Source organism: Rhodanobacter sp. C06, assembly GCF_002001105.1.
Lineage (GTDB): Bacteria > Pseudomonadota > Gammaproteobacteria > Xanthomonadales > Rhodanobacteraceae > Rhodanobacter_A.
In genome coordinates this window covers 50,577-75,966 of record NZ_MUNP01000070.1, presented here as the reverse complement: position 1 = coordinate 75,966, position 25,390 = coordinate 50,577, and the positions used below count along the sequence as shown (strand labels likewise).

Genomic DNA, 25,390 nt, shown 5'->3' with positions numbered 1-25,390 from the left:
GGTTGTGGTTCCTTCCTTCGAGTTCAGTGCCCCGCCAGCGAACGGTTCGCCTCGTCCATCCCTTGCTTGCACTTCGCCACCTTGTCCTTGTCCAGCGTGGCGTAGGGGCGGAACGCCGCGACCTGGGCGGCGACGGCGTCCTGCGCGGCGCGCAGTTGCTCCAGGCCGTCGCAGATCGCGGCGGCCTGGGCGGTGACCTTGCCAGCCTGGGCCTGGATGTCCTTGCCGATCCGGTCGGTGTCTCCGTGCGCCAGTCCCGACATCACGCTGCCCACGGCCTGGCTAGCCAACGCGGCGCCGGCCTTGCCGGTGGCGATGCCCTCGCTGCGGATCTTGTAGACGCCCACGTAGTACTGCTTGAGCAGGTCGCGCTGGTCGGAGCTGAGCGTCACCGGCTTGCCGGCTATGCTGAGGTCGCCGTCGCCGCTGACGCGCGCCTCGGGCTGACCGGTGACGTGGATCACCGCCACGCCGTCGCGCAGCTGGATGTTGCCGTTGCCGCCGGCGATGGTGGTGCCGCTGTCACGGCCGCAGGCGGCGAGCAGGGCGAAAATCAGCAGAGCGCAGGCGAGGTGGTGCAGTTTCATCAGCTGGTTCCGTTGGCGTGTGGTGGGCACCGATCAGTCGGAGAATATGACGAAGCCCTTCTTCCCGTTGCTGTCGGCGATGTCCTTGCCGCAGTCGTCGACGTCCTTCTGGGTCATCGTGGCGTAGGGCTGGAACGCCGGCATGGCGGTGGCCAGTTTCTGCTGCGAGACGAGCAGGTCGGGCAGCTTCTTGCACAGGCGCAAGGCGGCGGCCTGGATCTTGTCAGTCTGCGGCTTGATGCTGGCCTCGATCTCCTTGTCGCTCTTGCCGGCGAGCGCGCCGAGGATCGCCTCGCGGGCAGCGCTGACGCCCAGGTCGGCGCCGCTCGCTCCGATATCCATGCCGGCCTCGGCGATGCCGATGACATGCTGGCGGTAATCCAGCAGCAGCGCATGCTGTTCCGCTGTGGCATCAACCTTCTTGCCCGCGATCAGCAGGTCGCCCCGCGGGGTGATCGCGGCCTTGGGACGGTCGTCGTGGCTGTCGTGCTCGCCCTTGCCGATGCGAACATTGGTGACGTCGAGGTCCTGGGTGACCAGCTCCTGCTTGGCCTTGTCGATGCCTTTCTGCACTTCCGCGGCAATGACCGATGGCGAGGTCTGCTGCCGGGCCTCCTGCATCGCCTTGGCCACGTCGCCGTTGGCGCTGGTGCCCGTGTCGCTCTGGCTGGACTGGCTGCAGGCCGTGAGCGGCAGCAGCAGGGCCAGCGCAAGGATGCTGCCGGTGAACGCGTTGCCTTTCATTGTTGTTCTCCCCGTTTGAGTGCGACTGGATATCAGTTGTCGTCGCGCCAGCGGCGCAGCCAGATCGCGCCGGCGAGCAGGGCCAAGCCGGCGACCGCGCCGATCCAGAAGCTGGGCGTGCCCATCACGCTGTAGGCGTTGGCGAGGCTCAGGAAGTCCATCGTGTGATCCACGGTGCCGCCCAGGTCGGCGTAATGCTGCGGGCCGATCCAGCCACCCGGGAACACGCTGAGCAGGATGCGGCCGCACACGTCGTGCCAGTACCAGTTACCGCCCATGATGCGGCCGCCGAGCAGGTTGAACCACCACAACACCAAGCCTACCGCCACCGGCAGCGCGACAGCCCACAGGAAGGGTTTGCTGCGCGCCCAGGCGGAGCAGAGCAGCAGCCAGCCGGTGGCCGGGAGTGCCCACAGCGTGTACAGCGGGATGGCGCCGATCAGGTTGGCGGTGACGCGGAAGGGGTGGGCATAGGTCAGCAATTGCCATACGCCGATGCCGTGGAAGGACAGCGTGACGGCGAACAGCAGCAACATGCCGATGCCGGTCAACACTCCGCAAATCACCGCGATCACCGGCGCCAGTATCGTGCCGGCCACGACCTTGGAAAGCACGGTGGCCGAGTCCGACAGGGGCAGCGATTTCCAGAACAGCAGACTGCGATCGCGACGATCGTCGTAAAGCGCGCCCAGGAAGTAGAAGAACACCACGAAGCCAAGCACGATGCTGACCAAGGCGCTGGTGGAGAACATCATGATGTCCAGGCCGGCGCCGATCTTGTTGGCATCGGCGCCGGTTAGCGCCCGGTCGAACAGATGCATGTTATTGCCGATGAAATTGGCGTGGCCATTGAAATGGCCGCCAAGCACCTCACCGGCGATGATGCCCATCAAGTTGAGCAGCAGGAACACACCGCCCACGATCACCGGCGTCCACAGGAAGCCGCCGCGGTGTTCCCAGAACTCGCGCTTCACCAGCCAGTACATTTCGTTCAGAGCCGGGGTTTTCATGCGTAGGTCCCTTTCATGGTGGCGACGAACAGGTCGCTGACGGACGGGCGGCGTATTTCGCCCAGCGCTTCCAGTTGCGCGCGCGCCACGCCGTCGAACAGGAAGATGCTCTTGCCGAACACCTGGCGCTCGTCGATGGGTTTCAGTGCACGGGCCTCGGCGGTGCGGTCGGCGCCCACCATCAGCTCGGCGAAACGCTCGCCCACCGCATCCATGTCGGCGTCCAGCACGATCCTGCCGTCGCGGATGAACATCAGGTCGGTGAGGATGTGCTCGACTTCCTCCACCTGGTGGGTGGTGACGATGATGGTCTTGTTCTCGTCGAAGTAATCTTCCAGCAGGCTCTGGTAGAACTGCTTGCGGTAGAGGATGTCCAGGCCCAGGGTGGGCTCGTCCAGCACCAGCAGGCGGGCGTCGATCGCCATCACCAGGGCCAGGTGCAGCTGCACGATCATGCCCTTCGACATCTGCTTGACGCGCTGTTCGGGCTGCAGCTTGGTGCGAGCGAGGAAGGCCTCGCACTTCTTGCGGTCGAAGCGCGGGTGCACGTTGGCGACGAAGTCCACCGCCTCGCGCACCCGGATCCAGCGTGGCAGCACCGCCACGTCGGCGATGAAGCAGACCTGCTCCATCAGCTTGCCGCGTTGCTTGCGCGGGTCCAGGCCCAGCACGGAGAGCTCGCCCTGGAAATCGGTGAGGCCGAGGATGGCCTTCAGCGCGGTGGTCTTGCCGGCGCCGTTCGGGCCGATCAGGCCCACGATGCGGCCAGGCTGGATCTCAAAGCTCACGTTATCCAGCGCGGCGGCGTTCTTGTAGCGCTTGCTGAGGCCGCGCGCCGAGACGACGGTGTTGGCGTTGGTACTCATGCGTGCTTCTCCGGCTCGGACGGCGCCTCGCGCAGCAGCGTCTTCAGGTCCAGGCCCAGCCGTTGCAGGCGGGCGTACAGCGCGGGCCATTCCTCGCGCAGGAAACGCTCACGCTCGGATTTCAAGAGTTCCTCACGTGCTCCTTCGATGACAAACATGCCCAAGCCCCTCCTTTTCTCAACCAAGCGTTCGTCGACCAGCTCCTGGTACGCCTTCGACACGGTCAGCGGATTGATCTGGAAATCCGCGGCCACCTGGCGCACCGACGGCAGCGGGTCGCCCTCGTTCAAGGCGCCATCCAGGATCATCGCCACCACGCGTTGGTGCAGCTGGCGATAGATCGGGATGCTGTCGTTCCAGGTGATGGTCATGGATTATTCCTTGCTGCTGGCGATGCCGGCCGTCGAAGAGCCAAACGAATAGTAGGGCATGGCCAGTTGCGCCCCGAGCCGCGCGGCACTGCCGCCGTCGGGCAAGGTGGCGATGCCCACTGCGGCGTGTTCCAGCAGCGTCGCGGCCTTCAGTTCGGCGGCCGTGGGAATCACCTCGACCGGCGCCAGGTTGGTCACGTGGATGCCGTTGATCCAGGCGACCTCGGGCGTGCGGATCGGCAGGTTCACCAGCGCCAGGGTCAGGCTGGTCATCACCACGGCGGCGGCGGTGGCGATCCAGCGCCGGGCCGGGATCAGGGTGGAGACGAAGACGTCGTCGGCAACGACGGCAGGGCGGTTCATGCTGGACTCGTGCTTCGCGTTCATGTCGGCTCTCCTCTAGTGAGCTCGTGGACCGGTGTTGTAGTGAACTATAACACTGAAACTTGACTCGTCAAGCGGAACCTGCCGGTTTGGCAACATGACTGATGGCAGGGGTGGCTTCGTCGAACCGAGGCGGAATCATCTGTCTGGAGGCCTGATCGCGATATATTCGGAACAATGCCCAGGCCCGACGCCCCGATCCGCGTCGTCGTTCGAAAGAGGAAACACTCATGACGCTATTGAGCGGCGCCTTGCAGGATCTCAATGACCTTTATTTCTTCGCGGCCGTGGTGGAGCACGGCGGCTTCTCCGCGGCGGGGCGGGCGCTGGGCGTGCCCAAGTCGCGGCTCAGCAAACGGGTGGCGCAGCTGGAGGACCGGCTCGGCGTGCGCCTGCTGCAACGGACCACCCGTCGCTTCGTGGTCACCGAGGTGGGCGAGCGCTTCTACGCGCATTGCCGCGCGGTGCTGGAGGAGGCGCGTGCCGCCCAGGAGGCGGTGGACGAGCTGCGTGCCGAGCCGCGCGGCGTGGTGCGCCTGAGCTGCCCGGTGTCGCTCACCCAGACCATCCTGGCCCACGTGCTGCCGGACTTCATGGCGCAATACCCGCGCTTGCAAGTGCGCGTGCTTTCCAGCGACCGCCGCGTGGACCTGCTCGGCGAGGGCTACGACGTGGCGATCCGCGTGCGCAGCAAGCTCGACACCGACACCAACATGGTGGTGCGCAGCTTCGGCCAGTCGCGCGTGCTGCCGGTGGCCAGCCCCGCATTGCTGGACGCGCTGGGGCGACCGGGCCATCCCGACGAGCTGGCCAAGCTGCCGGCGCTGTCGATGCAGGAACACGAAGGCCCGCAGACCTGGGAGCTGATCGACGCGGCGGGTGAGCGCGTCAGCGTGGAAGTGCAGGCGCGGCTGATCTGCGGCGACTTCGCGGTATTGCTGGAAGCGGCGCGCCGCGGCATCGGCGTGACCCTGCTGCCGGAGTTCGTCTGTGCGCCGGCGGTGGCCCGCGGCGAGCTGGAGGTGCTGCTGCCGGAGTGGAGCGCGCCGGAAGGCACCATGCACTTCATCTACCCCAGCCGCCGCGGCATGTTGCCGGGCGTGCGCGCGCTGGTGGACTTCCTCGCCGAGCGCCTGCCCGCGACCACCTTGCGCAAGCATGAGGAGTGCAGGAAGCGGGCGTTGCCGGAGTTGTGACGCATGCTAGGCTTTTGTTTGGACTTCCATACGGCAACGCGATGAAGATCGACACCAAGCTCCCCAAGGTCGGCACCACCATTTTCAGCGTGATGAGCCAGCTCGCGCTGCAGCACAAGGCGGTGAACCTAGGCCAGGGTTTCCCCGACTTCGAGCCGCCGCAGGGCTTGCGCGACGCGCTGGCGCGCGCGATGAACGAGGGCAGGAACCAGTACGCACCGATGCACGGCACTGCGCCGCTGCGCGAGCAGATCGCGGCGAAGACCGAGCGCATGTACGGCCATCGCCCCGACGCGGATGCCGAGATCACGGTGACTTCCGGCGCCACCGAGGCACTGTTCGCCGCCATCGCCTCGGTGGTGCGCGCGGGCGAGGAAGTGATCGTGTTCGATCCCGCGTACGACAGCTACGAGCCGGCGATCGAGCTGCAGGGTGCGAAGGCGGTGCACCTCCCGCTGATCGCGCCCACGTTTGCCGTCGACTGGCAGCGCGTGCGCGATGCGGTGACGCCGCGCACGCGCATGATCCTGATCAACAGCCCGCACAATCCGTCGGGCGCGGTGCTGTCGGCGGCCGATCTCGAGGAACTCGCCGCGATCGTGCGCGACACGGACATCGTGGTGCTGTCCGACGAGGTGTACGAGCACATCGTCTACGACGGCCGGCAGCACGAGAGCGTGCTGCGTCATCCGGAGCTGGCCGCGCGCAGCATCGTGATCTCCTCCTTCGGCAAGACCTACCACTGCACCGGCTGGAAACTGGGCTACGCGGTGGCGCCCAAGGCGCTCACGGCGGAATTCCGCAAGGTGCACCAGTACCTCACGTTCTGCAGCTTCCATCCCGCGCAGCATGCGTTCGCCGAATTCCTCGCCAGCGATCCGCAGCACTACCTGGAACTGCCCGCGTTCTATCAGGCCAAGCGCGACCGTTTCCGCGCGCTGCTCGCGTCCTCGCGCTTCAAGCTGCTGGACGTGCCGGGCGGCTACTTCCAGCTGGTGGACTACTCCGCGATCCGCGACCAGGACGATCTCGCCTTCAGCCGCTGGCTGGTGGAAGAGGGCGGCGTGGCGGCGATCCCGTTGTCGCCGTTCTGCGAAACCGCGCCGGGCACGCGCCTGCTGCGCCTGTGCTTCGCCAAGAGCGACGCCACCATGGAGGCGGCCGCCGAGCGGCTGTGCAAACTGTGAGTCTGCAACCGCTGACCGTCTCGCTGGTGCAGGGCGCGACACGCTGGCACGACGCGCCGGCGAACCGCGACTACTACGGCGCGCTGGCCCGCCGCGCGCGCGGCAGCGACCTGATCGTGTTGCCGGAAACCTTCCTCTCCGGCTTCAGCAACGATACCCGCGCCAGCGCCGACACGATGGACGGCGAGGGCGTGGCCTGGCTGCGCGCGCTGGCCGCCGACGTGGGCGCGGTGATCTGCGGCAGCCTCGCCATCCGCGAGGGCGACACCGTCTACAACCGCCTGTTGTGGATGCGCCCGGACGGCACGTTCGAGCAATACGACAAGCGCCACCTGTTCCGCATGGCCGGCGAGCACACCCGCTACGGTGGCGGCAGCGAGCGCTTGATCGTGGAGCTCAAGGGTTGGCGCATCCTGCCCCAGGTCTGCTACGACCTGCGCTTCCCGGTGTGGCTGCGCAACCGCCGGCTGACCAGTGCCGCGGGCGGCATGGACTACGACCTTGCGATCTTCGTGGCGAACTGGCCCGCGCCGCGCCGCCAGCCCTGGCGCACCTTGCTGCGCGCCCGTGCGATCGAGAACCTCGCCTGCGTGATCGGCGTGAACCGCGTGGGCGTGGACGGCAACGAGCTGCCTTATGCCGGCGACAGCGCGGTGATCGACCCGGTGGGCGAGCCGCTGGTGGAGTGCGGCGCGTTGGAGCAGGTCGCCACCGTTGCCCTCGACCCGGCGCCGCTGCTTGCCCATCGCGAACGTTTTCCGGCGTGGATGGATGCCGATGCGTTCACCTTGAACCCCTGACCCGCGCTGACTGCCTGGCCTCCAAACCCCAACAAATCCATCATGCTTGCGGCGGGCGACCGGTGCATGATGCTGGGCAGCCGGCGATGAGCCGCGTCATCAACGCGAAGGGGAAAGGGTCATGTCCAGCGAAATCGCCTGGCAGGAGCTGACCGGGGCCATGCGGGGCCGGGTGTTGCGACCCGGCAATGCGGATTACGAGCTGCGCAGGCGTGTGTGGAATGGCGCGATCGACCGCCGTCCGCTGGCCATCGCGCAATGCGCGGATGCCGACGATGTCCGCGTAGCGGTTGGTTTCGCGGCCGGCGCGGGCATACCGATGACGGTGCGCGGCGGTGGCCACAACGTGGCCGGACTGGCGGTGCGCGAGGAGGCGCTGATGCTGGACCTGGGGGCCATGAACCATGTCGAGGTGAACGCGCAGGAGCGCATCGTCCGCGCCGGTGGCGGCGCGCTGTGGCAGGACGTCGACGCGGCGACGCAGCCGCACGGCCTGGCCACCACAGGCGGCTTCGTATCTACCACCGGCGTAGGCGGCTACACCCTGGGCGGTGGCGTGGGCTGGCTGATGCGGCGTTGCGGCTTGGCCATCGACAACCTGATCGAGGCGGAAGTGGTGCTGGCGGACGGCAGGCGCGTGATCGCCAACGCACAGCAACATGCTGACCTGTTCTGGGCGTTGCGTGGTGGCGCAGGCGGTTTCGGCGTGGTGACGCGCTTCGATTACCGCTTGCATGCAGTGGGGGAGGTGCATGCCGGCGTGGTGTTCCACCCGGTGTCCGCCGCAGTGGAACTGCTGCGCGCCTTCCGCGCGTTCACGCCGACGGCGCCGGACGAGCTCACCGCGATGTTGGTGTTCACCACGGCGCCGCCGCTACCCTTCCTGCCGGCTGCGGTGCATGGACAACGCGTCATCGCGCTGGCGTGGTGCTGGAGCGGCGAGCCGGAACGGGGGGCGCGTGAAGTGGCGCCGCTGGCCGGCATTGGCCAGCCGTTGGGGAGGCACGACGGTGTGATGCCATACGCCGCGTGGCAGCAGACGTTCAACCCGTCGGCACCAGCGGGCGATCACTATTACTGGACGACCTCGCAGTTCGACACGTTCGACGACGCGTTGCTCGATGCGCTGGTGCCACTGGCCGTGACGCCACCCGATCCGCTCTGCGAGGTGCACGTGCACCATCTGGGCGGCCGGCCGGCCCGCGTCGCGGTCGACGCCACGGCCTTCGCGCATCGCGGTGCGGCGTTCTTCGTCAACGTGATCGGTCACACCGGCGCGGTGCAGCGCTATGCCGCCGTGCGCGACTGGACACGCGGTTTGCGCACCGCATTCGCGCCGCATGCATGTGACGGCGTGCAGCCGAACTTCGCCGGCGAGGCGGCAGATCTCGGGGCGCATGCGCACGATGCGCACACCCGTGCGCGACTCGCGGCGCTGCGCGCGCGCTATGACCCGGATGGCTTGCTGGCGCCGCTGCGCGGATAGGCGGGGGCAGCCGCTTCCAGCGACGCGCGCGCTTCGTCCACGATCCGTTCGAAGCGTGCGGCGGCGCCTTCATGCCAGGCCGCGTCGAAACCGCTGCCCAGTGCATCGCGCGCCTTGCGCTCGGCGATGCGCTGGGCCTTTTCCCAATGCGGAAACAGCGGTGCATTGGTCAGCCGGCGTATCTTGGCCGCGGCGGCAAGGAAGCGCGCCGCCCGCGCCGCATCGCCGCGTTCTCCGGCGACATAGGCCGCACCCTCCACGCAGCCTGCTGCGCCGCGCCAGTGCTGGATGCCGATGAACAGGTCGAGATCGTGCCGCCAGTCGCGCGCGGCGCCCTCGACATCGCCCAGATAGAAGCGCTGGAGTGCGAGGTTGATCAGCGTGTAGGCCCGCTGGAACACGGCGCTGCCGGGCGAAGGCACCAGTGCGAACGCCTCGCCGAGGCAGGCCTCTGCTTCGCGATGTTGCCCGCGGATGCCGAGGGCGATGCCGCGGCTCAGCATGGCCACCGAGCACAGCCAGTCGTCGTCCAGCGTCTGCGCTAGGGCCAACGACGCCGCGACGCAGGCTTCGGCGTCGTCGAAATCCCCGCACATGGCCCGTTCGCCGGCCAGCATCGCCTGGCCGACGCCGACCAGCCGCGTATCGCCCAGTTGCCCGGCCTGCAAGATGCCTTCGCGCAGGCATGCGCTGGATCGCTGGCGTACCGAGGAGTGGTGCAGCACGATGCCCAGCGCGATCAAGGCCATGGCGCGATGCCGGGTTGGCGACGCGGATTGATCCAGTGCCCGCTCCAGCCAGCGCGCGGCCTCGGCATAGTCGGTGCCCATGCGGAAATACCAGCCAAGGTTGCCGGCCAGCGCAAGCGCACGTTCGGCCAATGGCGGCCGTGCCAGCGCGTGGTCGAACGCGGCATGCAGGTTGGCCCATTCGCGCTTCACGCGATCCGCCCACCACTGCTGGTGCTCGCCCTGGATTTCAGCATCGACGCATTCGGTGAACCAGACGAAATGATCCAGGTGCGCGTCACGGACGCGTGTTTCGTCGCCGCTTTCGGCCAGCCGTTGCAGGGCGAACAGGCGCACGCTGTCGAGCAGGCGATAGCTGGGCGGGTTGGTGGAGACATCCACGCTGAGCAGGGATTTGTCGATCAGGCCGCCCAGCACGTCCAGTACTTCGTCGTCGTTGAGGCCGAAGACTGCGCCGACCGCGTTGGCGCCACCCAGCGTGCAGGGGCCGGCGAACACGCCAAGCGCGCCCAACAGGGCCTGCTCGCGTTCCGACAGCAGGCTGTAGCTCCATGCGATCAGTGCGTGCAGGGTCTGGTGGCGGTCGGGCCGCCTCGGATTGGCCTCGGCCAAGGCGAGCAGGTGCTTGTCCATGCGCGCCAGCAGTTGCTCCGGGCTGAGCAGGCGTAGCCGCGCGGCAGCGATTTCCAGCGACAGTGGCAGGCCATCCAGTTGCCGGCAGATGCCGGCGACGGCGGATGCGTTGGCGCACGTGAGCGCAAAAACCGAGGCGAATGCGCGCGAGCGTGCCAGCAGCAGCGCCACGGCCGGCACCTGCGCGAGCTGCGCGACCGCTTCGTCCGAACTCCATTCGCCCACGGCCGGCACGTCCAGCGGTGGCAGCCAGAGCAGCGCTTCGCCCACGGAGTTCAGGCGATGCTGGCTGGTCACCAGCACGTGCAGTTCGCCGCAGGCCGCCAACAGGGTCTCGACCACGCTGCCCAATGGCCCCGCCACGCGTTCGCCGTTGTCGAACAGCAACAGGGTTCGGCGCGATTGCAGCAGTTCGCACAGGCGCGCGAGCAACTCGTCGGCATGGGCGGTGGCGCGTATGTCGAACAGGTCGGCCAATCCGCGCGTCAGTGTGGCGGCATCGTTCGTGGCGCTGCAATCGAACAGCCACGCGCCATCGGGAAACTCCACGGCGGCGCGGCGCGCCACTTCCAGCGCAAGCTGGGTCTTGCCGATGCCGCCGGCGCCAGCCACGGTGACCAGCCGGTTCTCGCGCAGCAGTTGCCCGAGTTGCGCGATGTCGCGCTCGCGGCCGATCAGCGGTTCCGCGCGTTGCGGCAGGCGCGCGTGCGCGGGCGGCGCGAAACGCAGGGTGGGCGCTTTCGCCGCGGGCGGTTGATCTAGGGCGGCGATAAAGCGATAGCCCAGTCCGTGCACGGTCTGGATGCAGTGCGGGTGGTCGATGTCGTCGCCCAGCGCCTTGCGGAGTTGCGCCACGATGCGGTTGAGCGTGCCCGGCGTGACGCAGGTATGCCCCCAGACGGCATCGAGCAGGTCGTCGCGGCTGCGCAACTCGCCGGGATGGGCGAGGAATTCCAGCAGCACGGCGAAGGCCTTGGGTTCAATCGGAATTTCACGGCCGTCGCGCGTCAGGCAGTGCGCAGTCGCATCGATCACCACGTTCGCAAACGCGAACCGGCGGGGCGCATCCGCATGTGCGGCGATGCTGTCGTTCCCCATGTTGCAGAGCTCCGCTCGATCGGCTCCGCCGCCGCACGGCGGCAAAGTCTCGCGTTTTCCTCACCGAACCATCATGACCCCGCACCTGTCGCGGCGCAGTTTATACCCGGGCGCACCGAGGGTGCGCCGAATCGACCACTGGGAGGAAACGCCATGATTACCCGTCTGCACACCGTTGCCGCGCTGAGCGCGCTTGGACTGTCGATGCTGTTCTGCCACAACGCGGCTGCTTGCAGCCTCGGTGGTGCAGACGGCCCACTGCCGGCTGGCCTGTCCAACGCCATGGCCGCGAGCGCACTGGCGCCCGCCAGCGACTGGCACCAGACCGTGCCCGGCATGAGCAACCCCTGGCGTGCGCAGGAGCCGATCACCGGCATGTATCGCTTTACCTTCACGGCCGGCGGCAGCGTGGCCGACCAGGGTTTTACCACCTGGCACGCCGACGGCACCGAGATCATGAACTCTGGTCGCGCGCCGATGACGCAAAGCTTCTGCATGGGCGTGTGGACCCGGACAGGGGCCCAGACTTACCGGCTCAACCATTGGGCATTGAGCTGGGATGCGACCGGCAAGGTCTTCGTCGGGCCCGCCAACATCCGCGAATACGTCACGCTGAGCCGCGACGGCAACAGCTACGCCGGCACGTTCAAGCTGACCCAATACGATTCCAGCGGCAAGAACGTACTTGGCGTCGCCTCCGGCACGGTGGCGGCCACGCGCGTGACCGCCGACAACTGAGTGGCGTGGGCGATCAGAGTATTGCCAGCACCGCTTCCGGCGGTCGGCCGATCACGGCCTTGCCGTTGGCGACCACGATGGGGCGCTCGATCAGGATTGGATGAGCGGCCATGGCGGCAACCAGGGCCTCGTCGCCCATCGAAGGATCGGCGAGGCCAAGTTGCCGGTAGGCATCCTCGCCCGTGCGCAGCAGTTGTCGTGCAGACAGGCCAAGCAGTTCGAGCAGGCGCCCCAGCTCGGCGGCGTCGGGCGGCGTGTCGAGGTAGTTCACCACCTCGACGTCGCGGCCTTCCAGCAGCGCCAACGTGGCGCGCGACTTGCTGCAGCGGTTGTTGTGGTAGATGCGGATCATCCGGCGATCAGCGATTGCCGGAACGACCGCCGCCGCTGCCGCCGCGGCCGTGCGGACGATTGCCGCCGGGACGACCGCCGCCGTGCGCTGGACGATTGTTGCCCTGACCCTGCGGGCGACCGCGGCCGCCCGGGCGGTTGCCGCCGGGGCGGGCTTCGTTGCCATGGGCATGACCGCCGCCGTGGCCGCCCCCGAAACCGCCGTAGGGGCTGGCAGGCGCGAAGCCGGCGTGGCTGGTGCCGGTGCGGGCGCCGCCCGGCTTGCCACCACGACGCTGGCCCGGCGCACCACCCGCGCGAGGGGCGCCGTCGCGGCTGTCGCCGGCGAACCACGTGCGCACCGAGGGCAGTTCCTGGCCCGGCGCCACGCCGCGCTTGTTCTTCTTGCGGAGGCCGGCGCCCGGGCCGCGCTCGGGCCGCGCCACGTTGCCGTTCACTTCGCGGCCGGGCGCGCGCTGCTTCTGGCGGCCGCGCGGCGGCTCTTCGCGGATGCGGTCGTAGGCGCGCAGCTCGCGCGCTTCGTCGTGATGGGCGCTGCTCCAGCCGCCGGTGGCGCCGCTTTCGGGGCGGTACTCGGTGACGTTGCGGTTGGCGCGGCGCTGGTGCAGCACCGGGCTCAGGGTGAGCACGGGCTGCGGCGCGCCAAGGCCGGCGGTCTGGCGCAACTGCTTCACGGCTTCCTCGTCCAGCGTGGCGCAGTCGTCGCGGCGCAGGGTGCGTGGCAGCTCGATGCTGCCGTAGCGGATGCGCTTGAGGCGGCTGACCAGGAAGCCCTGCGAATCCCACAGCCGGCGCACTTCGCGGTTGCGGCCCTCACGGATCACCACGCGGAACCAGCTGTGGCTGCCGCCGCGGCTGATCACGGCGATCTCGTCGAAGCGGGCGGGGCCGTCTTCCAGTTCCACGCCGGCCTTGAGCTTCTCGATCACCTCGTCGGGCACTTCGCCGTGCACGCGGCAGAGGTATTCGCGCTCGATGCCGCTGCGCGGATGCATCAGCGCGTTGGCCAGCTCGCCGTCGGTGGTGAGCAGCAGCAGGCCGGTGGTGTTGATGTCGAGGCGACCCACGGCGACCCAGCGCGCGCCCTTCAGGCGCGGCAGCTGCTCGAACACGGTGGGGCGACCTTCGGGATCGTCGCGGGTGGTCAGCACGCCCTCGGGCTTGTGGTAGATCAGCACCTCGGCGTCGCCGCGGTTGTCGGTGGCGATCACGAACTGCTTGCCGTCGATCACCACGCGGTCGCCCGCGTGCACGCTGGTGCCGATGGTGGCCGGGCTGCCGTTGAGTTCGATCTCACCGGCCTGGATGCGCTGTTCCAGCATGCGGCGCGAGCCGAGGCCGGCGTTGGCGAGCACCTTGTGCAGGCGCTCCTCCAGCGGCGCGGCGTCGCTGGCCGGCGCGCGCTTGAGGGAAAGGGTGGATTTTTTCGGCGCAGTCATGCGCGTTGCTCCTCAGGAATTCTGTGCGGCTGTGTCGTCTTCGACATCCGCGGGGGCCGCTGCCTCGTCGGCAGTGGCGGGTTCGGGTTCGTTGTGCGTGCTCGCCTCGTCGGCGTCGGCGGCAGATGCGGCTGCCTCGGTGTCCGCTGCGGCAGCGTCGGCTTCGTGCTGCGGCACTTCATGCGTATTCGTTGCCGGAGCGGCTTCGGCGACTTCCGCCGCGGCATCCTCGGCCGGGACTTCCTCGCCGATCTCCTCGTCCGGATCGATCGGCAGGTCCTTGATCACGCGGGCAGGCAGCGGCGTCTGGTCGAAGCCCATCTGCGGGTCTTCCATGTCGCGGATCTCAGACAGCGGCGGCAACTGGTCCAGCGACTTCAGGTTGAAGTAGTCGAGGAAGGCGCGGGTGGTGCCGAACAGCGCGGGCTTGCCGGGCACGTCGCGGTAGCCGACCACGCGGATCCACTCGCGCTCCTCCAGCGTCTTGACGATGTTGCTGGACACCACCACGCCGCGGATCTGCTCGATCTCCGGGCGGGTGATCGGCTGGCGGTAGGCGATCAGCGCCAGTGTCTCCAGCAGGGCGCGCGAGTAGCGGCTGGGTTTCTCGGTCCACATCCGCGAGATCCACGGATGCACGTCCTGGCGCACCTGGTATCGGAAGCCGGAGGCGATCTCCTTGAGCTCCACGCCGCGGCCCTCGCAGTCGGCGGCGAGCGCTTCCAGCGCGCGGGCGATCTGCTCGTGGCCGACCTCGTCGGTTTCGGCGAACAGGTCGCCGAGCTGGGAGATGGTCATCGGCTGGCTGGCGGCGAGCAGGGCCGCTTCGACGATGGGTTTGAGTTGCTCGATCTGCATGGGCCTTCGGTGCCGATTCAGTGAGTGCCGCTGTTGCTGGCGTCCGTGGTCTCGAACGCCGATTCCTGTATGGCGGGATCGTCCGCTCCGTCGCCTTCCGCCGCGTCGGCGAGCGGTTCCTCGCCGTGTTCCACCCGCGCCTTCAGGTAGATCGGCGCCAGCGGGGCTTCCTGCACGATCTCGATCAACATTTCCTTGGCCAGCTCCAGCATGGCCAGGAAGGTGACCACCACGCCGAGCCGGCCTTCCCTGACGTCGAACAGCGTCTCGAAGCGGTGGAAGGCATGGCCTTCCAGCTTGCCCAGCAGCTCGCCCATGCGTTGGCGCACGCTGAGCGCCTCGCGTTTGATCGCGTGATGGCCGAACAGCTCGGCGCGGTGCAGCACGTCCTTCAGCGCCAGCAGCATTTCCTTGAGGTCCAGCGGCGGCGGCAGCTTGATCACGTTGCGCTCGCCGGTGTCGGCTTGCGCCGGCGCGGTGTCGCGCTCCATGCGGGGCAGCGCCTCGATGTCTTCGGCGGCCTTCTTGAAGCGTTCGTACTCCTGCAGGCGACGCACCAGTTCGGCGCGGGGATCTTCCTCGACGCCTTCCTCGGCGGGTGGCCTGGGCAGCAGCAGGCGCGACTTGATCTCGCCCAGGATCGCGGCCATCAGCAGGTACTCGGCGGCCAGTTCCAGCCGCATCGTCTCCCGCATCATGTCGATGTATTCCATGTACTGCCGGGTGATCTCGGCAATCGGAATGTCCAGGATGTCCAGGTTCTGCCGGCGGATCAGGTAGAGCAGCAGGTCCAGCGGACCCTCGAACGCCTCCAGGAACACTTCCAGCGCGTCCGGCGGGATGTACAGGTCCTGCGGCATCTGCAGCACCGGCTCGCCGCGCACGACCGCCAGCGGCATTTCCTGCTGCTGCGGAGGCGCCGCGTGGCTGTCCTGCGATACGACCGGGCTCTGCGGCCCGACTGGCTCGGTGCTCATCGATGCGTGTCGTTGGGCCGCCCCGCGGCCGGCAATGCGTCTGGATTCATCATGGGCGAAACGGTTGCCTCGCAGGACGATCCGGGCCAAACCCGTGCATGGATCGTGGCGCCGAGGCGGCACTTCGGTAAAGCGGTTTCGCACGATGCCTTGTGGACAATGTCCGGCTCCCTCTTGTCGCTGCCGGCGTGACGAAGCCGCGTGTCGCGGTTCGATCAGGCGTGCGGGCATTGCAGCCAAGTGCCGGCGTGGAACGCGGATCGCGTCTGGCGGGAACAAGGCGATGCGGTGACGAGAGCAACGTCACCGACAAGTTGGACGATCTGCCTGGGGCATCGGGTGGGCGCCTTCGCTGCGGCCGATCGACTGGTCGGCTTCTGATCGTGGCGCCACGCGTGGGTTACAGAGTAGCGACTGGCCGACGACAAGTCCAGCGCATGCATGGCGCGCGCACGCGAAACGGGCGGCCGGTCGGCGGGTACAATGCCGGGGTTGCACGCGGAGACGCGATGCGATCCGGCAAGCCGCAAGGTGACCCTGTGGGTCCGACACGGCGAGCAGGCGTCAGTCATCGCGGACGAAAACGCGTGCGAAAGGGCGCAGTGCGCGGCCATACGGGAGCTGGCACACGGCTTGCTTGGGTGTGATCGCGGACACAATGCGAAGTTGGGCCGCGGGGGCCGCCACGGCGGTGGGGAAGCAACACACAAGGAGCGCAGCATGGCGAAGGACGACAACAAGCTGAGTGGCGAATCCGAACGCCTGCGTCCGGCGCGCATGCAGATCGAGACGACCGTGCTGATGAGTCGCGGCGTCGAATCGCATCCCACCGAGCTGGTGGACATTTCCGCGACCGGTGCGCTGTTGCGCCGTCCGCTGGGCTGGGGCGGCGAGGTGGGCCAGACTTGGCTGTTGGACATGATCTTCGGCAGCGACCTGCACATCCATCTCGAAGCGCAGGTGGCGCGCGTCGCCGACCACCACATCGGCTTTTCCTACGTGTGCATCCCGGAGGACAAGCAGGTGCCGCTGTGGAACCTGCTGGGCGGTTACGCCGACATCCTGGAATCCTGGAAGAACTGAGCGCGCATCCACGGAGCCGGATGAATCGAAGGCCTCGCCACCGGCGGGGCCTTCGCCGTTTCAGTGGGCGCCAATCGCGGTTTTCTTTTCGTCGCGCAGCTCGCGCCGCAGGATCTTGCCCACGTTGCTTTTGGGCAGCGTGTCGCGGAACTCGATGAACTTGGGTCGCTTGTAGCCGGTGAGATTGTCGCGGCAGAACTGCTTGAGCGCATCCTCGGTGAGGCTCGGGTCCTTGCGCACCACGAACAGCTTCACCACTTCGCCGGAATGCTCGTCCGGCACGCCCACCGCGGCCACCTCGGCCACGCCGGGGTGCTGCATCACCGCGTCCTCGACCTCGTTCGGGTACACGTTGAAGCCGGACACCAGGATCATGTCCTTCTTGCGGTCGACGATATACACGTAGCCGTCGGCATCCATCTTCGCGATGTCGCCGGTGTGCAACCAGCCGTCGGCGCCCAGCACCTTGGCGGTCTCGTCGGGGCGGTTCCAGTAGCCTCGCATCACCTGCGGGCCCTTCACCATCAGCTCGCCCACTTCGCCGATCGGCAGCGGCTGGTTTTCTTCCGACCAGATCGCCACCTCCGTGCTGGGCAGTGGCAGGCCGATCGAGCCGTTGTAGTCCATGAGGTCGGTGGGGTTGATGCAGACACCTGGCGAGGTTTCGGTGAGGCCGTAGGCTTCCGACAAGGGGCGGCCGGTGACTTTCTTCCAGCGCTCGGCGACGGCGCGTTGCACGGCCATGCCGCCGCCCAGCGAGATCTTCAGGTGCGAGAAATCCAGTTCGGCGAAGCCGGGCGTGTTGAGCAGGCCGTTGAACAAGGTGTTGACCCCGGGCAGGATCGAGAAGGGAAGCTTCTTCAGTTCCTTGACGAAGCCGGGCATGTCGCGCGGGTTGGTGATCAGCACCGTGTGCGCACCCAACCGCGGGAACACCATGCCGCAGGCGGTCAGCGAGAAGATGTGGTACAGCGGCAGCGCGCCGATGGCGACTTCGCTGCCCGGCCGCAGTGCCTCGCCGATCCAGGCGCCGACCTGCAGCATGTTGGCGATCATGTTGGCGTGGGTCAGCATGGCGCCCTTGGCCACGCCGGTGGTGCCGCCGGTGTACTGCAGGAAGGCGATGTCGCCGTGGCCGAGCTCCACCGGCGTCAACGGATGCGCGGCGCCTTGCGCCAGTGCATCCCTGAAGCGCACCGCCCGCGGCAGCTGGTAGGCCGGCACCATCTTCTTGACGTGCTTGAGCACGAAGTTGACCAGCGCGCCCTTGGGGAAACCGAGCAGGTCGCCGATGCCGGTGGTGACGATGTGCTTCACGTCGGTCTCGGCCACCACCTGCTGCAGCGTGGCGGCGAAGTTGTCCAGCACCACGATGGCCTGGGCGCCGGAGTCTTCCAGCTGGTGCTTCAGCTCGCGCGCGGTGTACATCGGGTTGGTGTTGACCACCACCAGGCCGGCGCGCAGCGCGCCGTACAGGGCGATCGGGTACTGCAGCACGTTCGGCAGCATGATCGCGATGCGATCGCCCTTGCCGAGCTTGAGCACGCCGGTGAGGTAGCCCGCGAACTGGCGGCTGAGCGCGTCGATCTGGCCGTAGCTGAGCGCCTTGCCGAAATTGGCGAACGCGGCGTGGTCACGGAAACGCTGGAAGGATTCTTCCAGCACGGCCACCACCGAGGCGTAGGCATTCAGGTCGATCTCGGCGGGCACGCCTTGCGGATAGTGGTCCAGCCACGGACGCTCGTTGCTCATGTGCTTGTTCGACTCCTGAATCGTGGCCGCCAAGGCGAAGGATGGCGACGCCCCCGCAGGCATTGGAGCATGCGCGCGCGTATGCGGCAAGGCGCGGCGAGGCCGAAAAAAAACCGCCCCGAAGGATCGGGGCGGCTTGGGTTCCCCGCGTGTTGCGCGGGCTTGCGTCAGGCGGCTTTCTTGCCGGCCAGCTGGCGCAGCACGTACTGCAGGATGCCGCCGTGGCGGAAGAAGTCGCGCTCCTTCGGGGTGAGCAGCAGCACCTTCACTGTGAACTCCTTCTGCTTGCCGTCCTTGCCGGTGGCGAGCACCTTCGCTTCCTTCGATTCGCCGCCGGCCAGGCCGGTGATCTCGAAGCTCTCGTAGCCGTCGAGGCCCAGCGACTTCGCGCTCTCGCCGTCCTTGAACTGCAGCGGCAGCACGCCCATGCCGACCAGGTTGGAGCGGTGGATGCGCTCGAAGCTCTCGGCGATCACCGCCTTCACGCCCAGCAGCAAGGTGCCCTTGGCGGCCCAATCGCGGCTGGAGCCGGTGCCGTATTCCTTGCCGGCCAGCACGATCAGCGGGGTCTTCTCGGCCTTGTACTTCATCGCCGCGTCGTAGATCGCCATCTGCTCGCCCGAGGGCACGTGCCTGGTGTAGCCGCCTTCGACGCCGTCCAGCATCTGGTTCCGGATGCGGATGTTGGCGAAGGTGCCGCGCACCATCACGTCGTCGTTGCCGCGACGCGAACCGTAGGAGTTGAAGTCCTTCGGCTGCACACCCTTCTCGATCAGGAAACGGCCCGCCGGGCTGTCCTTCTTGATCGACCCGGCCGGCGAGATGTGGTCGGTGGTGATCGAGTCGCCGAACAGGCCCAGCACGCTGGCGCCATGGATGTCCTCGATCGTGCCGGCTTCCTTGCTCATGCCGTCGAAGTACGGCGGGTTCTTGATATAGGTGGAGTCGTCCCACTTGAACAACGCGCCGTCCGGCGAGGCGATCCGGTTCCAGCGGCTGTCGCCCTTGAACACGTCGGCGTAGTTCTTCTCGAACATGGCCGGGTTGATCGCGCCGGCGATGGTGTCGGAGATTTCCTTGTTGCTCGGCCAGATGTCCTTGAGGTACACCGGCTGGCCGTCGCTGCCGGTGCCGATCGCGTCCTTGGTCAGATCGATGTCCAGCGTGCCGGCCAGCGCGTAGGCCACCACCAGCGGCGGCGAAGCCAGGTAGTTCATCTTCACTTCCGGATGCACGCGGCCCTCGAAGTTGCGGTTGCCAGACAGCACCGACGCGACCGCGAGGTCACCTTCGCCGATGGCCTGGCTGATCTCGACCGGCAGCGGGCCGGAGTTGCCGATGCAGGTGGTGCAACCGTAGCCGACGATGTAGAAGCCGACCTTCTCCAGTTCCTTCAGCAGGCCGGTCTTTTCGAGGTAGTCGGAAACCACCAGCGAGCCCGGTCCGATCGAGGTCTTCACCCACGGCTGCGCCTTCAGGCCACGCGCGGCGGCCTTCTTCGCGACCAGGCCGGCAGCCAGCATCACGGCCGGGTTGGAGGTGTTGGTGCATGAGGTGATTGCGGCGATCACCACCGAGCCGTCACCGACCTTGAAGCTCTGGCCATCCTTTTCGACGCGCACGCCGCCGTTGGTGATCGCGTTGGCGGCATTGCCGATAGCGGTGGCACCGCCTTCGCTGGCGAAGTCGTCGGCAGCGCTGCTTTTCGTCTTGCGATTGGCCGTAAGTGAGCCGATCACGTCATGGAAGCTCTTCTGCACGGCTTCCAGCAGCACACGGTCCTGCGGGCGCTTCGGGCCGGCCAGCGACGGACGCACGTCGGCCAGGTCCAGTTCCAGCGTGCTGGTGAATGCCGGCTCGATCGAGTTCTCGTCATGCCACATGCCTTGTGCCTTGGCGTACGCCTCGACCAGCTTGATGTGCTCGGCGGTACGGCCGGACAGCTGCATGTAGTTCAACGCTTCCTGGTCGATCGGGAAGATGCCGCAGGTGGCACCGTATTCCGGCGCCATGTTGGCGATGGTGGCGCGATCGGCCAGCGGCAGGTGCTTCAGGCCGGTGCCGAAGAACTCGACGAACTTGCCCACCACGCCGAGCTTGCGCAGCATCTGGGTGACGGTGAGCACCAGGTCGGTGGCGGTGACGCCTTCGCCGAGCTTGCCGGTCAGCTTGAAGCCGACCACCTGCGGAATCAGCATGGAGGAGGGCTGGCCCAGCATCGCCGCCTCGGCCTCGATGCCGCCCACACCCCAGCCCAGCACGCCGAGACCGTTGATCATGGTGGTATGCGAGTCGGTGCCGAACACGGTATCCGGGTAGGTCCAGCTCTCGCCGTCGACCTCGGCGGTGAACACCACGCGAGCCAGATGCTCCAGGTTCACCTGGTGCACGATGCCGGTGCGCGGTGGCACCACCTTGAAGTTGTTGAACGCCTTCTGGCCCCAGCGCAGGAACGAATAGCGCTCCTGGTTGCGGTGGAACTCGATCTCGACGTTCTGCTCCAGCGCCGATTCCGAACCGTAGACGTCCACCTGCACCGAGTGGTCGATCACCAGTTCGGCCGGCGCCAGCGGATTGATCTGGTTCGCATCACCGCCCAGCTTCACCACGGCGTCGCGCATCGCGGCCAGGTCGACCACGCAGGGTACGCCGGTGAAGTCCTGCAACACCACGCGCGCGGGCATGAAGGCGATCTCGGTGTCGGGCTCTTTCTTCGCGTCCCACTTCGCCACCGCCTCGATCTCCTTCGCGGTGACGTTGACGCCGTCCTCGTGGCGCAGCAGGTTCTCCAGCAGGATCTTCATCGAGTAGGGCAGGCGCTTGATGTCGAAGCGCTGGCCCAGCTTGGCAAGGCTGGCGAAGCTGTACTTCCTGCCGTTGGCCTCGAAGGTGTCGCGTACCTGGAATGAATCTTTCATGGGAAGGCTCCTGGCGAAATCCTGCTGCTGGGATGGGTGAAGAGAGGCAACGGCCACGCTCGACCGGCAAAGATCGCAATTATCGCGCAAACGCCGTGTGATCGCTGCGGATCGGCCTGCGCTATTGCACGTCGGGGAGGCGGGCGGGCCGGATGCCATATAGCATGGGCGCCGGAACGATCCGGCACAAACGCATTTGATGACATGCAGCATTCGATGATTTCGACGGCGCTGGCGGCGGTTTCGCTGCGCGACCTCGCGCTGGTGCAGGCGGTGCATCGCCACGGCAGTTTCAACAGCGCGGCGCGGGCCATGCACATCAGCCCGTCCGGGTTGTCGCACCAGGTCCAGAAGGTGGAGCAGGCGCTGGGCGCGCCGTTGTTCGAGCGCGGCGGTCGCAAGGTGGTGCCCACCGCGGGTGGCCAGCGCCTGCTGGAACGCATCGACGCCGTGCTCGCCGCGGCCGAATTGCTGCAGCAAGCCGCCCGCGCCGGCGCGGTGGCGTTCGGCGGCGAGCTGCGGCTCGGCGTGCCGGCCTCGCTGGGCCCGTACCTGCTGCCGCACCTGATTGCGCCGTTCCCGCAGCATTTCCCCGGCGTGCGGCTGGGCATCTCCGAGGGCAAGCCACGCGGCCTGCTGCGCCGTCTGCACGAGGCCGAACTCGACGCCGTGCTGGCGCCGCTCGCCCCCTTGGCCAGCGGCATCGCGATGCAACCGCTGTTCTTCGAGCCGTGGGAAGCGATGCTGCGCGCCGATCACCCGCTGGCCGGCCGGCGCAGCGTGGCGCTGGAGCAACTCGAGGCGACCGACGCGATCCTGATGGCCGAGAGCCACGCCGGCGGCGACGGCCACGTGCAGGACGTGAGCCTGGAAAGCCTCGCCGCGCTGGTCAGCCTGCGCGGCGGCCACGCCCTGGTGCCTGCGCTGGCGCACGAGCGATTGGCCTCCAAGCCCGACATCGTGCTGGCGAAGATCAAGGGCCAGGCGCCAGGGCGCGAGATCGCGCTGTACTGGCGTGAGGCCACGCCGTGGGGCGCTGACCTTGCTGCCTTCGGCAAACTGTTGCGTGCGCTGGCGAAGCAGTTGCCGGGGTTGAAGTTGGTGAGCTGACGCCTTACCTTTAGGTAAGGAAGCAGGAGGAGAAGATCATGTCCACTGCCACTTTGACATCCAAGGGCCAAGTCACCATCCCTGCCGTGGTGCGCTCCGGTTTGGGAGTGGATACGGGTGATCGCATCGAGTTTCTGGAGATCGCGCCCGGGCGGTATGAAGTCATCGCTGCCACCTTGCCGGTGACTGCTTTGAAAGGCCTCGTCCCCAAGTCGGCGCGCGCGGTCAGCGTCGATGCGATGAATGCTGCCGTCCGTCAGCGGTCTGCCAAGACATTGGCGAAATGATCGGGCTCGACACCAATGTGCTGGTGCGCTACCTCACTCAGGATGACGCGAAGCAAGCCGCCGCCGCCGCGCGCCTGGTGGAGTCGCTGACGTCTGCCGAGCCCGGATTTGTTTCACACGTGGTGCTGGTCGAGTCGGCCTGGGTGCTGGAGTCCTGCTACGAGGCCGATGCTGCGCGTATCGCCACCGTGGTCGAAACCTTGTTGCGCTCGGAGTCGATCCGGGTCGAGCGTGCCGAAGTTGTCTGGCGCGCATTGCGGCGATTTCGTGACGGCAAGGGCGATTTTTCTGATGTTCTGGTGACCGAACTGGCTGCCGAGGCCGGTTGCGTTGCCGTCTACACTTTTGATCGTGGTGCGGTGAAGCGGTCAGGCATGACTTTGCTTGCATGATCCACGAGACGGATGGCCGACTGCGCGGGCATGACTGACGCCCGGACTGCGTGTCGAATCTTCCTCAGCGCCCGTCCAGCGTGGCCCCGGTGAGCAGTCCGCGCGCCAGCATGCTGCACTGCTTGCGAAACAGCAGCAGCTGCCACTGGCGGCCGCCGAGCTGGCGCCACAGCACCGCCGAGCGCACTGCCGCGAGCAGGTTGCTGCGCACCTTCTCGACGATGGCCGGCTGCTGCAGGTGCTGCGGGTTGCCGTTGACCATCACCCGCGGGCGCAGGGTGGACAGGGTGGAGGCGTACAGCTCGGCCAGCCGCGCGGTCACCTGGTTCGAGCCCTGGCCGAAATGCTCCACCTGGCGCTGGGTGGCGCGGATGCCCTGCTGCAGTTGGTCGAGTAGTTCCGGGCGGCCGGAGAGGCTGCGCTCCAGCCGCATCACGGTCATTGCCATGCGGGTCACCGCCATGTCCTCGCTGCTCTCGTCGAGCTGCGACACCAGGTTGCGCAGACCCAGCCGCACGCTGGCGATGTTGCCGTACACACCGACCACCGAAGGCGCGTCGATGCGGAACACGCTGGCGATGCTCGCGTCCATCGCGGTCTCGTCGCAGCGGCCCTGGTTGGCCAACTGCTGCACCAGCGCGCTGGCCTGGTAAAGCCCGGCCAGGGCCAGCACGCGTTCCTCGTTCATCGCAAAAGCGTCAAGCACCGTCAGTTCTCGTCATGGATGGGGGACAGGCCGCCGTACGGCGCGTCGGTGGCGGCGATCACCGCGCCGCCCAGGCAGGTCTCGCCGTCGTAGAACACCACCGATTGGCCGGGCGTCACGGCACGTTGCGGGGTGTCGAAGCGTACTTCAAGGCCGGCGTCCAGCACCCGCACCTCGCAGGCCTGGTCGGCCTGACGGTAGCGGGTCTTGGCGGTGCACCGGAAATGCGCGGCTGGCGCGTGGCCGGCCACCCAGGTCGGCGGCTCGCTGCGCAGCATGTGCGAGTCCAGCCAGTGGTTCGCGTTGCCCTGGGCCACATAGAGCCGGTTGGTCGCCACGTCCTTGCCCACCACGTACCACGGCTCGCCGCTGGCACCCTGGCGGCCGCCGATGCCCAGGCCGTTGCGCTGGCCCAGCGTGTAGTACATCGCGCCCTGGTGGTCGCCGACCAGCGCGCCGTCGGGCGTGCGCATCTCGCCGGGGCGGGCCGGGATGTACTGCGCCAGGAAGCCGCGGAAGTCGCGCTCGCCGATGAAGCAGATGCCGGTGGAATCCTTCTTTGCATGGGTAGGCAGGGCGGCCGCGCGGGCCAGCTCGCGCACCCGCGATTTCTCGATCTCGCCCACCGGGAACAGCGTGGCGGCCAATTGGGCCTGGCCCAGCGCATGCAGGAAATAGCTCTGGTCCTTGACCGCATCCACGGCACGCAGCAGGCGGTACTCGCCGTCGCGCAGGTCCACGCGGGCATAGTGGCCGGTGGCGATCTTCTCCGCGCCCAGCGCGCGCGCCTCGTCGAGGAAGGTCTTGAACTTGATCTCGCGGTTGCACAGCACGTCGGGGTTCGGCGTGCGGCCGGCGCGGTATTCGGCGAGGAAATGCTCGAACACGCCGTCCCAGTATTCGGTGGCGAAGTTGCGCGCGTGGAACGGGATGCCCAGCCGGCCGCACACGGCCACGGCGTCCTTGCGGTCGGCGTCGGCGGTGCAGGGGCCGTTGCGCTCGTCCTCTTCCCAGTTCTGCATGAACAGGCCTTCGACCGCATGGCCGGCCTGTTGCAGCAGCAGCGCCGCGACCGAGGAGTCGACGCCGCCGGAAATGCCCAGCATCACCTTCATAGCGTGGCGGGTTCCGGCAGCCAGTGCAGCGCATCCAGCGGGAAGCGGGCGCCGGCCAGCCAGGCATCGATGCTCTTCAGCACCAGCGGGCTGCGCAGGCGCTCGCCCAGCGCGGCGATCTCGGCGCGGCTCAGCCAAAGGGCGCGGCGGATGCCGGTATCCAGCGATCGCGACGGGTCATGGCTGAGCGGCTGCGCCGCGAAGCTGAAACGGATCACGCCCTCGCCGTGCTCGGTGCTGCGCCACTGGTGCACGCCGATCAGGTGGGTGGGCTGTACCGTCCAGCCGGTTTCCTCCAGCGTCTCGCGCACCGCCGCGTCGACCAGACGCTCGCGGTCTTCGAGGTGTCCGGCTGGCTGGTTGTAGGCGAGGCGGCCGGCTACGTCCTCCTCGACCATCAGGTAGCGCGCACCGTCGCTCACCACGCAGGCCACGGTGACGTGCGGGCGCCAGATGGCGTCGGTGGTGGCGGCAGGCGGCATGACGGGCGGGGACTGGAAAAGGCGTCATTGTGCCACTACCTGTCGTTGCGGTCGCCGCGAAGCGTGCAGGC

At 67.6% G+C, this 25,390-nt stretch carries 25 protein-coding genes; 9 read left to right on the top strand and 16 right to left on the bottom strand.

Annotation, left to right across the window (positions count from 1 at the left end; translation table 11 throughout):
- Window positions 1-23: 23 nt before the first annotated feature.
- Genes B0E52_RS15165 through B0E52_RS15140 form a run of 6 tightly spaced genes read right to left on the bottom strand, consistent with a single transcriptional unit; the run spans window position 24 to window position 3,965 of the window.
- Complete coding sequence (locus B0E52_RS15165) at window positions 24-587, bottom strand: DUF2884 family protein (protein WP_077485178.1); 564 nt, start codon at window positions 585-587, stop codon at window positions 24-26.
- Between the two features lie 33 nt (window positions 588-620).
- On the bottom strand, window positions 621-1,331 hold the full coding sequence (locus tag B0E52_RS15160; RefSeq protein ID WP_077485176.1) for a hypothetical protein: 711 nt from the start codon (window positions 1,329-1,331) through the stop codon (window positions 621-623).
- 32 nt (window positions 1,332-1,363) lie between these two features.
- Window positions 1,364-2,341: a hypothetical protein gene (locus B0E52_RS15155; protein ID WP_254426824.1), complete on the bottom strand. Its 978-nt coding sequence runs from the start codon at window positions 2,339-2,341 to the stop codon at window positions 1,364-1,366.
- Entirely contained in the window at window positions 2,338-3,207 is an 870-nt protein-coding gene (locus B0E52_RS15150) for an ABC transporter ATP-binding protein (protein ID WP_077485173.1), read from the bottom strand. Before B0E52_RS15150 ends, B0E52_RS15155 begins: the two co-directional genes overlap by 4 nt.
- Window positions 3,204-3,578 (bottom strand): GntR family transcriptional regulator, encoded by a 375-nt coding sequence (locus B0E52_RS15145; protein WP_077485172.1) that lies wholly within the window; start codon window positions 3,576-3,578, stop codon window positions 3,204-3,206. The genes B0E52_RS15150 and B0E52_RS15145 overlap by 4 nt, the downstream gene beginning before the upstream one ends.
- Window positions 3,579-3,581: 3 nt before the next feature.
- Window positions 3,582-3,965: a hypothetical protein gene (locus tag B0E52_RS15140; protein WP_254426823.1), complete on the bottom strand. Its 384-nt coding sequence runs from the start codon at window positions 3,963-3,965 to the stop codon at window positions 3,582-3,584.
- 227 nt (window positions 3,966-4,192) lie between these two features.
- On the opposite strand from B0E52_RS15140, the gene B0E52_RS15135 reads away from it, so the two are divergent.
- The 4 genes from B0E52_RS15135 to B0E52_RS15120 all read left to right on the top strand — a co-directional run bounded on the left by B0E52_RS15135 (window position 4,193) and on the right by B0E52_RS15120 (window position 8,631).
- Window positions 4,193-5,158 (top strand): LysR substrate-binding domain-containing protein, encoded by a 966-nt coding sequence (locus tag B0E52_RS15135; RefSeq protein ID WP_077485170.1) that lies wholly within the window; start codon window positions 4,193-4,195, stop codon window positions 5,156-5,158.
- Window positions 5,159-5,199: 41 nt separating this feature from the next.
- Window positions 5,200-6,345, top strand: a complete 1,146-nt coding sequence (locus B0E52_RS15130) for a pyridoxal phosphate-dependent aminotransferase (RefSeq protein WP_077485169.1) — start codon at window positions 5,200-5,202, stop codon at window positions 6,343-6,345.
- A 2-nt stretch (window positions 6,346-6,347) separates the two neighbouring features.
- The gene (locus B0E52_RS15125) at window positions 6,348-7,145 is read left to right on the top strand and encodes an amidohydrolase (protein ID WP_174575580.1); all 798 of its coding nucleotides are present in this window, start codon (window positions 6,348-6,350) and stop codon (window positions 7,143-7,145) included.
- Between the two features lie 121 nt (window positions 7,146-7,266).
- Window positions 7,267-8,631 carry an FAD-binding oxidoreductase gene (locus B0E52_RS15120; RefSeq protein ID WP_077485166.1) on the top strand — a complete coding sequence of 455 codons (1,365 nt, stop codon included), beginning with the start codon at window positions 7,267-7,269 and terminating at the stop codon, window positions 8,629-8,631.
- Here B0E52_RS15120 and B0E52_RS15115 read toward each other — a convergent pair.
- A complete protein-coding gene (locus tag B0E52_RS15115) occupies window positions 8,592-11,111 on the bottom strand; it encodes a winged helix-turn-helix domain-containing protein (RefSeq protein WP_077485164.1) in 2,520 nt (839 codons plus the stop codon). The two genes, B0E52_RS15120 and B0E52_RS15115, sit on opposite strands and share 40 nt — an antisense overlap.
- 153 nt (window positions 11,112-11,264) lie before the next feature.
- Between B0E52_RS15115 and B0E52_RS15110 the strand changes: the two genes are divergently transcribed.
- Entirely contained in the window at window positions 11,265-11,849 is a 585-nt protein-coding gene (locus B0E52_RS15110; protein ID WP_077485162.1) for a hypothetical protein, read from the top strand.
- A 13-nt stretch (window positions 11,850-11,862) separates the two neighbouring features.
- On the opposite strand, the gene arsC is transcribed toward B0E52_RS15110, so the two are convergent.
- From arsC to B0E52_RS15090, 4 genes are read right to left on the bottom strand one after another with little or no spacing between them, the layout of a single operon-like run.
- Window positions 11,863-12,201: an arsenate reductase (glutaredoxin) gene (gene arsC, locus B0E52_RS15105; protein ID WP_077485161.1), complete on the bottom strand. Its 339-nt coding sequence runs from the start codon at window positions 12,199-12,201 to the stop codon at window positions 11,863-11,865.
- Window positions 12,202-12,208: 7 nt separating this feature from the next.
- A complete protein-coding gene (locus B0E52_RS15100) occupies window positions 12,209-13,639 on the bottom strand; it encodes a pseudouridine synthase (RefSeq protein WP_077485159.1) in 1,431 nt (476 codons plus the stop codon).
- Window positions 13,640-13,651: 12 nt separating this feature from the next.
- Window positions 13,652-14,497, bottom strand: coding sequence for an SMC-Scp complex subunit ScpB (gene scpB, locus B0E52_RS15095; RefSeq protein WP_139351712.1), 846 nt, complete (start codon window positions 14,495-14,497; stop codon window positions 13,652-13,654).
- Between the two features lie 17 nt (window positions 14,498-14,514).
- A complete protein-coding gene (locus B0E52_RS15090) occupies window positions 14,515-15,474 on the bottom strand; it encodes a ScpA family protein (protein WP_077485157.1) in 960 nt (319 codons plus the stop codon).
- A gap of 720 nt (window positions 15,475-16,194) precedes the next feature.
- Between B0E52_RS15090 and B0E52_RS15085 the strand changes: the two genes are divergently transcribed.
- Window positions 16,195-16,557, top strand: coding sequence for a PilZ domain-containing protein (locus B0E52_RS15085; protein WP_077485156.1), 363 nt, complete (start codon window positions 16,195-16,197; stop codon window positions 16,555-16,557).
- Between the two features lie 60 nt (window positions 16,558-16,617).
- On the opposite strand, the gene B0E52_RS15080 is transcribed toward B0E52_RS15085, so the two are convergent.
- The gene (locus B0E52_RS15080) at window positions 16,618-18,309 is read right to left on the bottom strand and encodes a long-chain-fatty-acid--CoA ligase (protein ID WP_077485339.1); all 1,692 of its coding nucleotides are present in this window, start codon (window positions 18,307-18,309) and stop codon (window positions 16,618-16,620) included.
- Window positions 18,310-18,476: 167 nt separating this feature from the next.
- Window positions 18,477-21,227 carry an aconitate hydratase AcnA gene (gene acnA, locus B0E52_RS15075; RefSeq protein WP_077485154.1) on the bottom strand — a complete coding sequence of 917 codons (2,751 nt, stop codon included), beginning with the start codon at window positions 21,225-21,227 and terminating at the stop codon, window positions 18,477-18,479.
- Window positions 21,228-21,431: 204 nt separating this feature from the next.
- On the opposite strand from acnA, the gene B0E52_RS15070 reads away from it, so the two are divergent.
- The 3 genes from B0E52_RS15070 to B0E52_RS15060 are packed head-to-tail and all read left to right on the top strand — an operon-like array spanning window position 21,432 to window position 23,016.
- Window positions 21,432-22,337, top strand: coding sequence for a LysR family transcriptional regulator (locus B0E52_RS15070; protein ID WP_077485153.1), 906 nt, complete (start codon window positions 21,432-21,434; stop codon window positions 22,335-22,337).
- Window positions 22,338-22,375: 38 nt separating this feature from the next.
- Complete coding sequence (locus B0E52_RS15065; RefSeq protein WP_077485151.1) at window positions 22,376-22,624, top strand: AbrB/MazE/SpoVT family DNA-binding domain-containing protein; 249 nt, start codon at window positions 22,376-22,378, stop codon at window positions 22,622-22,624.
- Window positions 22,621-23,016 carry a type II toxin-antitoxin system VapC family toxin gene (locus B0E52_RS15060; protein WP_077485149.1) on the top strand — a complete coding sequence of 132 codons (396 nt, stop codon included), beginning with the start codon at window positions 22,621-22,623 and terminating at the stop codon, window positions 23,014-23,016. The genes B0E52_RS15065 and B0E52_RS15060 overlap by 4 nt, the downstream gene beginning before the upstream one ends.
- Window positions 23,017-23,080: 64 nt before the next feature.
- Here the strand turns inward: B0E52_RS15060 and hflD are convergent, their stop codons facing one another.
- The 3 genes from hflD to B0E52_RS15045 are packed head-to-tail and all read right to left on the bottom strand — an operon-like array spanning window position 23,081 to window position 25,319.
- Window positions 23,081-23,704, bottom strand: a complete 624-nt coding sequence (hflD, locus tag B0E52_RS15055; protein WP_077485148.1) for a high frequency lysogenization protein HflD — start codon at window positions 23,702-23,704, stop codon at window positions 23,081-23,083.
- A 20-nt stretch (window positions 23,705-23,724) separates the two neighbouring features.
- Window positions 23,725-24,837 (bottom strand): tRNA 2-thiouridine(34) synthase MnmA, encoded by a 1,113-nt coding sequence (mnmA, locus tag B0E52_RS15050; RefSeq protein ID WP_077485146.1) that lies wholly within the window; start codon window positions 24,835-24,837, stop codon window positions 23,725-23,727.
- A complete protein-coding gene (locus tag B0E52_RS15045) occupies window positions 24,834-25,319 on the bottom strand; it encodes an NUDIX hydrolase (protein ID WP_077485145.1) in 486 nt (161 codons plus the stop codon). Before B0E52_RS15045 ends, mnmA begins: the two co-directional genes overlap by 4 nt.
- Window positions 25,320-25,390 lie beyond the last annotated feature (71 nt).

Excerpts from the sequence above, each read along its gene's own strand:
- B0E52_RS15090 (WP_077485157.1), bottom strand. The coding sequence starts at position 15,474 with ATGAGCACCGAGCCAGTCGGGCCGCAGAGCCCGGTCGTATCGCAGGAC.
- B0E52_RS15165 (WP_077485178.1), bottom strand. The coding sequence starts at position 587 with ATGAAACTGCACCACCTCGCCTGCGCTCTGCTGATTTTCGCCCTGCTC.
- B0E52_RS15045 (WP_077485145.1), bottom strand. The coding sequence starts at position 25,319 with ATGCCGCCTGCCGCCACCACCGACGCCATCTGGCGCCCGCACGTCACC.
- B0E52_RS15080 (WP_077485339.1), bottom strand. The coding sequence starts at position 18,309 with ATGAGCAACGAGCGTCCGTGGCTGGACCACTATCCGCAAGGCGTGCCC.
- B0E52_RS15115 (WP_077485164.1), bottom strand. The coding sequence starts at position 11,111 with ATGGGGAACGACAGCATCGCCGCACATGCGGATGCGCCCCGCCGGTTC.
- hflD (WP_077485148.1), bottom strand. The coding sequence starts at position 23,704 with ATGAACGAGGAACGCGTGCTGGCCCTGGCCGGGCTTTACCAGGCCAGC.
- mnmA (WP_077485146.1), bottom strand. The coding sequence starts at position 24,837 with ATGAAGGTGATGCTGGGCATTTCCGGCGGCGTCGACTCCTCGGTCGCG.
- B0E52_RS15135 (WP_077485170.1), top strand. The coding sequence starts at position 4,193 with ATGACGCTATTGAGCGGCGCCTTGCAGGATCTCAATGACCTTTATTTC.
- B0E52_RS15070 (WP_077485153.1), top strand. The coding sequence starts at position 21,432 with ATGCAGCATTCGATGATTTCGACGGCGCTGGCGGCGGTTTCGCTGCGC.
- B0E52_RS15130 (WP_077485169.1), top strand. The coding sequence starts at position 5,200 with ATGAAGATCGACACCAAGCTCCCCAAGGTCGGCACCACCATTTTCAGC.
- B0E52_RS15140 (WP_254426823.1), bottom strand. The coding sequence starts at position 3,965 with ATGAACGCGAAGCACGAGTCCAGCATGAACCGCCCTGCCGTCGTTGCC.
- arsC (WP_077485161.1), bottom strand. The coding sequence starts at position 12,201 with ATGATCCGCATCTACCACAACAACCGCTGCAGCAAGTCGCGCGCCACG.
- B0E52_RS15065 (WP_077485151.1), top strand. The coding sequence starts at position 22,376 with ATGTCCACTGCCACTTTGACATCCAAGGGCCAAGTCACCATCCCTGCC.
- B0E52_RS15100 (WP_077485159.1), bottom strand. The coding sequence starts at position 13,639 with ATGACTGCGCCGAAAAAATCCACCCTTTCCCTCAAGCGCGCGCCGGCC.
- scpB (WP_139351712.1), bottom strand. The coding sequence starts at position 14,497 with ATGCAGATCGAGCAACTCAAACCCATCGTCGAAGCGGCCCTGCTCGCC.
- B0E52_RS15155 (WP_254426824.1), bottom strand. The coding sequence starts at position 2,341 with ATGAAAACCCCGGCTCTGAACGAAATGTACTGGCTGGTGAAGCGCGAG.
- B0E52_RS15145 (WP_077485172.1), bottom strand. The coding sequence starts at position 3,578 with ATGACCATCACCTGGAACGACAGCATCCCGATCTATCGCCAGCTGCAC.
- B0E52_RS15085 (WP_077485156.1), top strand. The coding sequence starts at position 16,195 with ATGGCGAAGGACGACAACAAGCTGAGTGGCGAATCCGAACGCCTGCGT.
- B0E52_RS15060 (WP_077485149.1), top strand. The coding sequence starts at position 22,621 with ATGATCGGGCTCGACACCAATGTGCTGGTGCGCTACCTCACTCAGGAT.
- B0E52_RS15160 (WP_077485176.1), bottom strand. The coding sequence starts at position 1,331 with ATGAAAGGCAACGCGTTCACCGGCAGCATCCTTGCGCTGGCCCTGCTG.
- B0E52_RS15150 (WP_077485173.1), bottom strand. The coding sequence starts at position 3,207 with ATGAGTACCAACGCCAACACCGTCGTCTCGGCGCGCGGCCTCAGCAAG.
- acnA (WP_077485154.1), bottom strand. The coding sequence starts at position 21,227 with ATGAAAGATTCATTCCAGGTACGCGACACCTTCGAGGCCAACGGCAGG.
- B0E52_RS15110 (WP_077485162.1), top strand. The coding sequence starts at position 11,265 with ATGATTACCCGTCTGCACACCGTTGCCGCGCTGAGCGCGCTTGGACTG.
- B0E52_RS15120 (WP_077485166.1), top strand. The coding sequence starts at position 7,267 with ATGTCCAGCGAAATCGCCTGGCAGGAGCTGACCGGGGCCATGCGGGGC.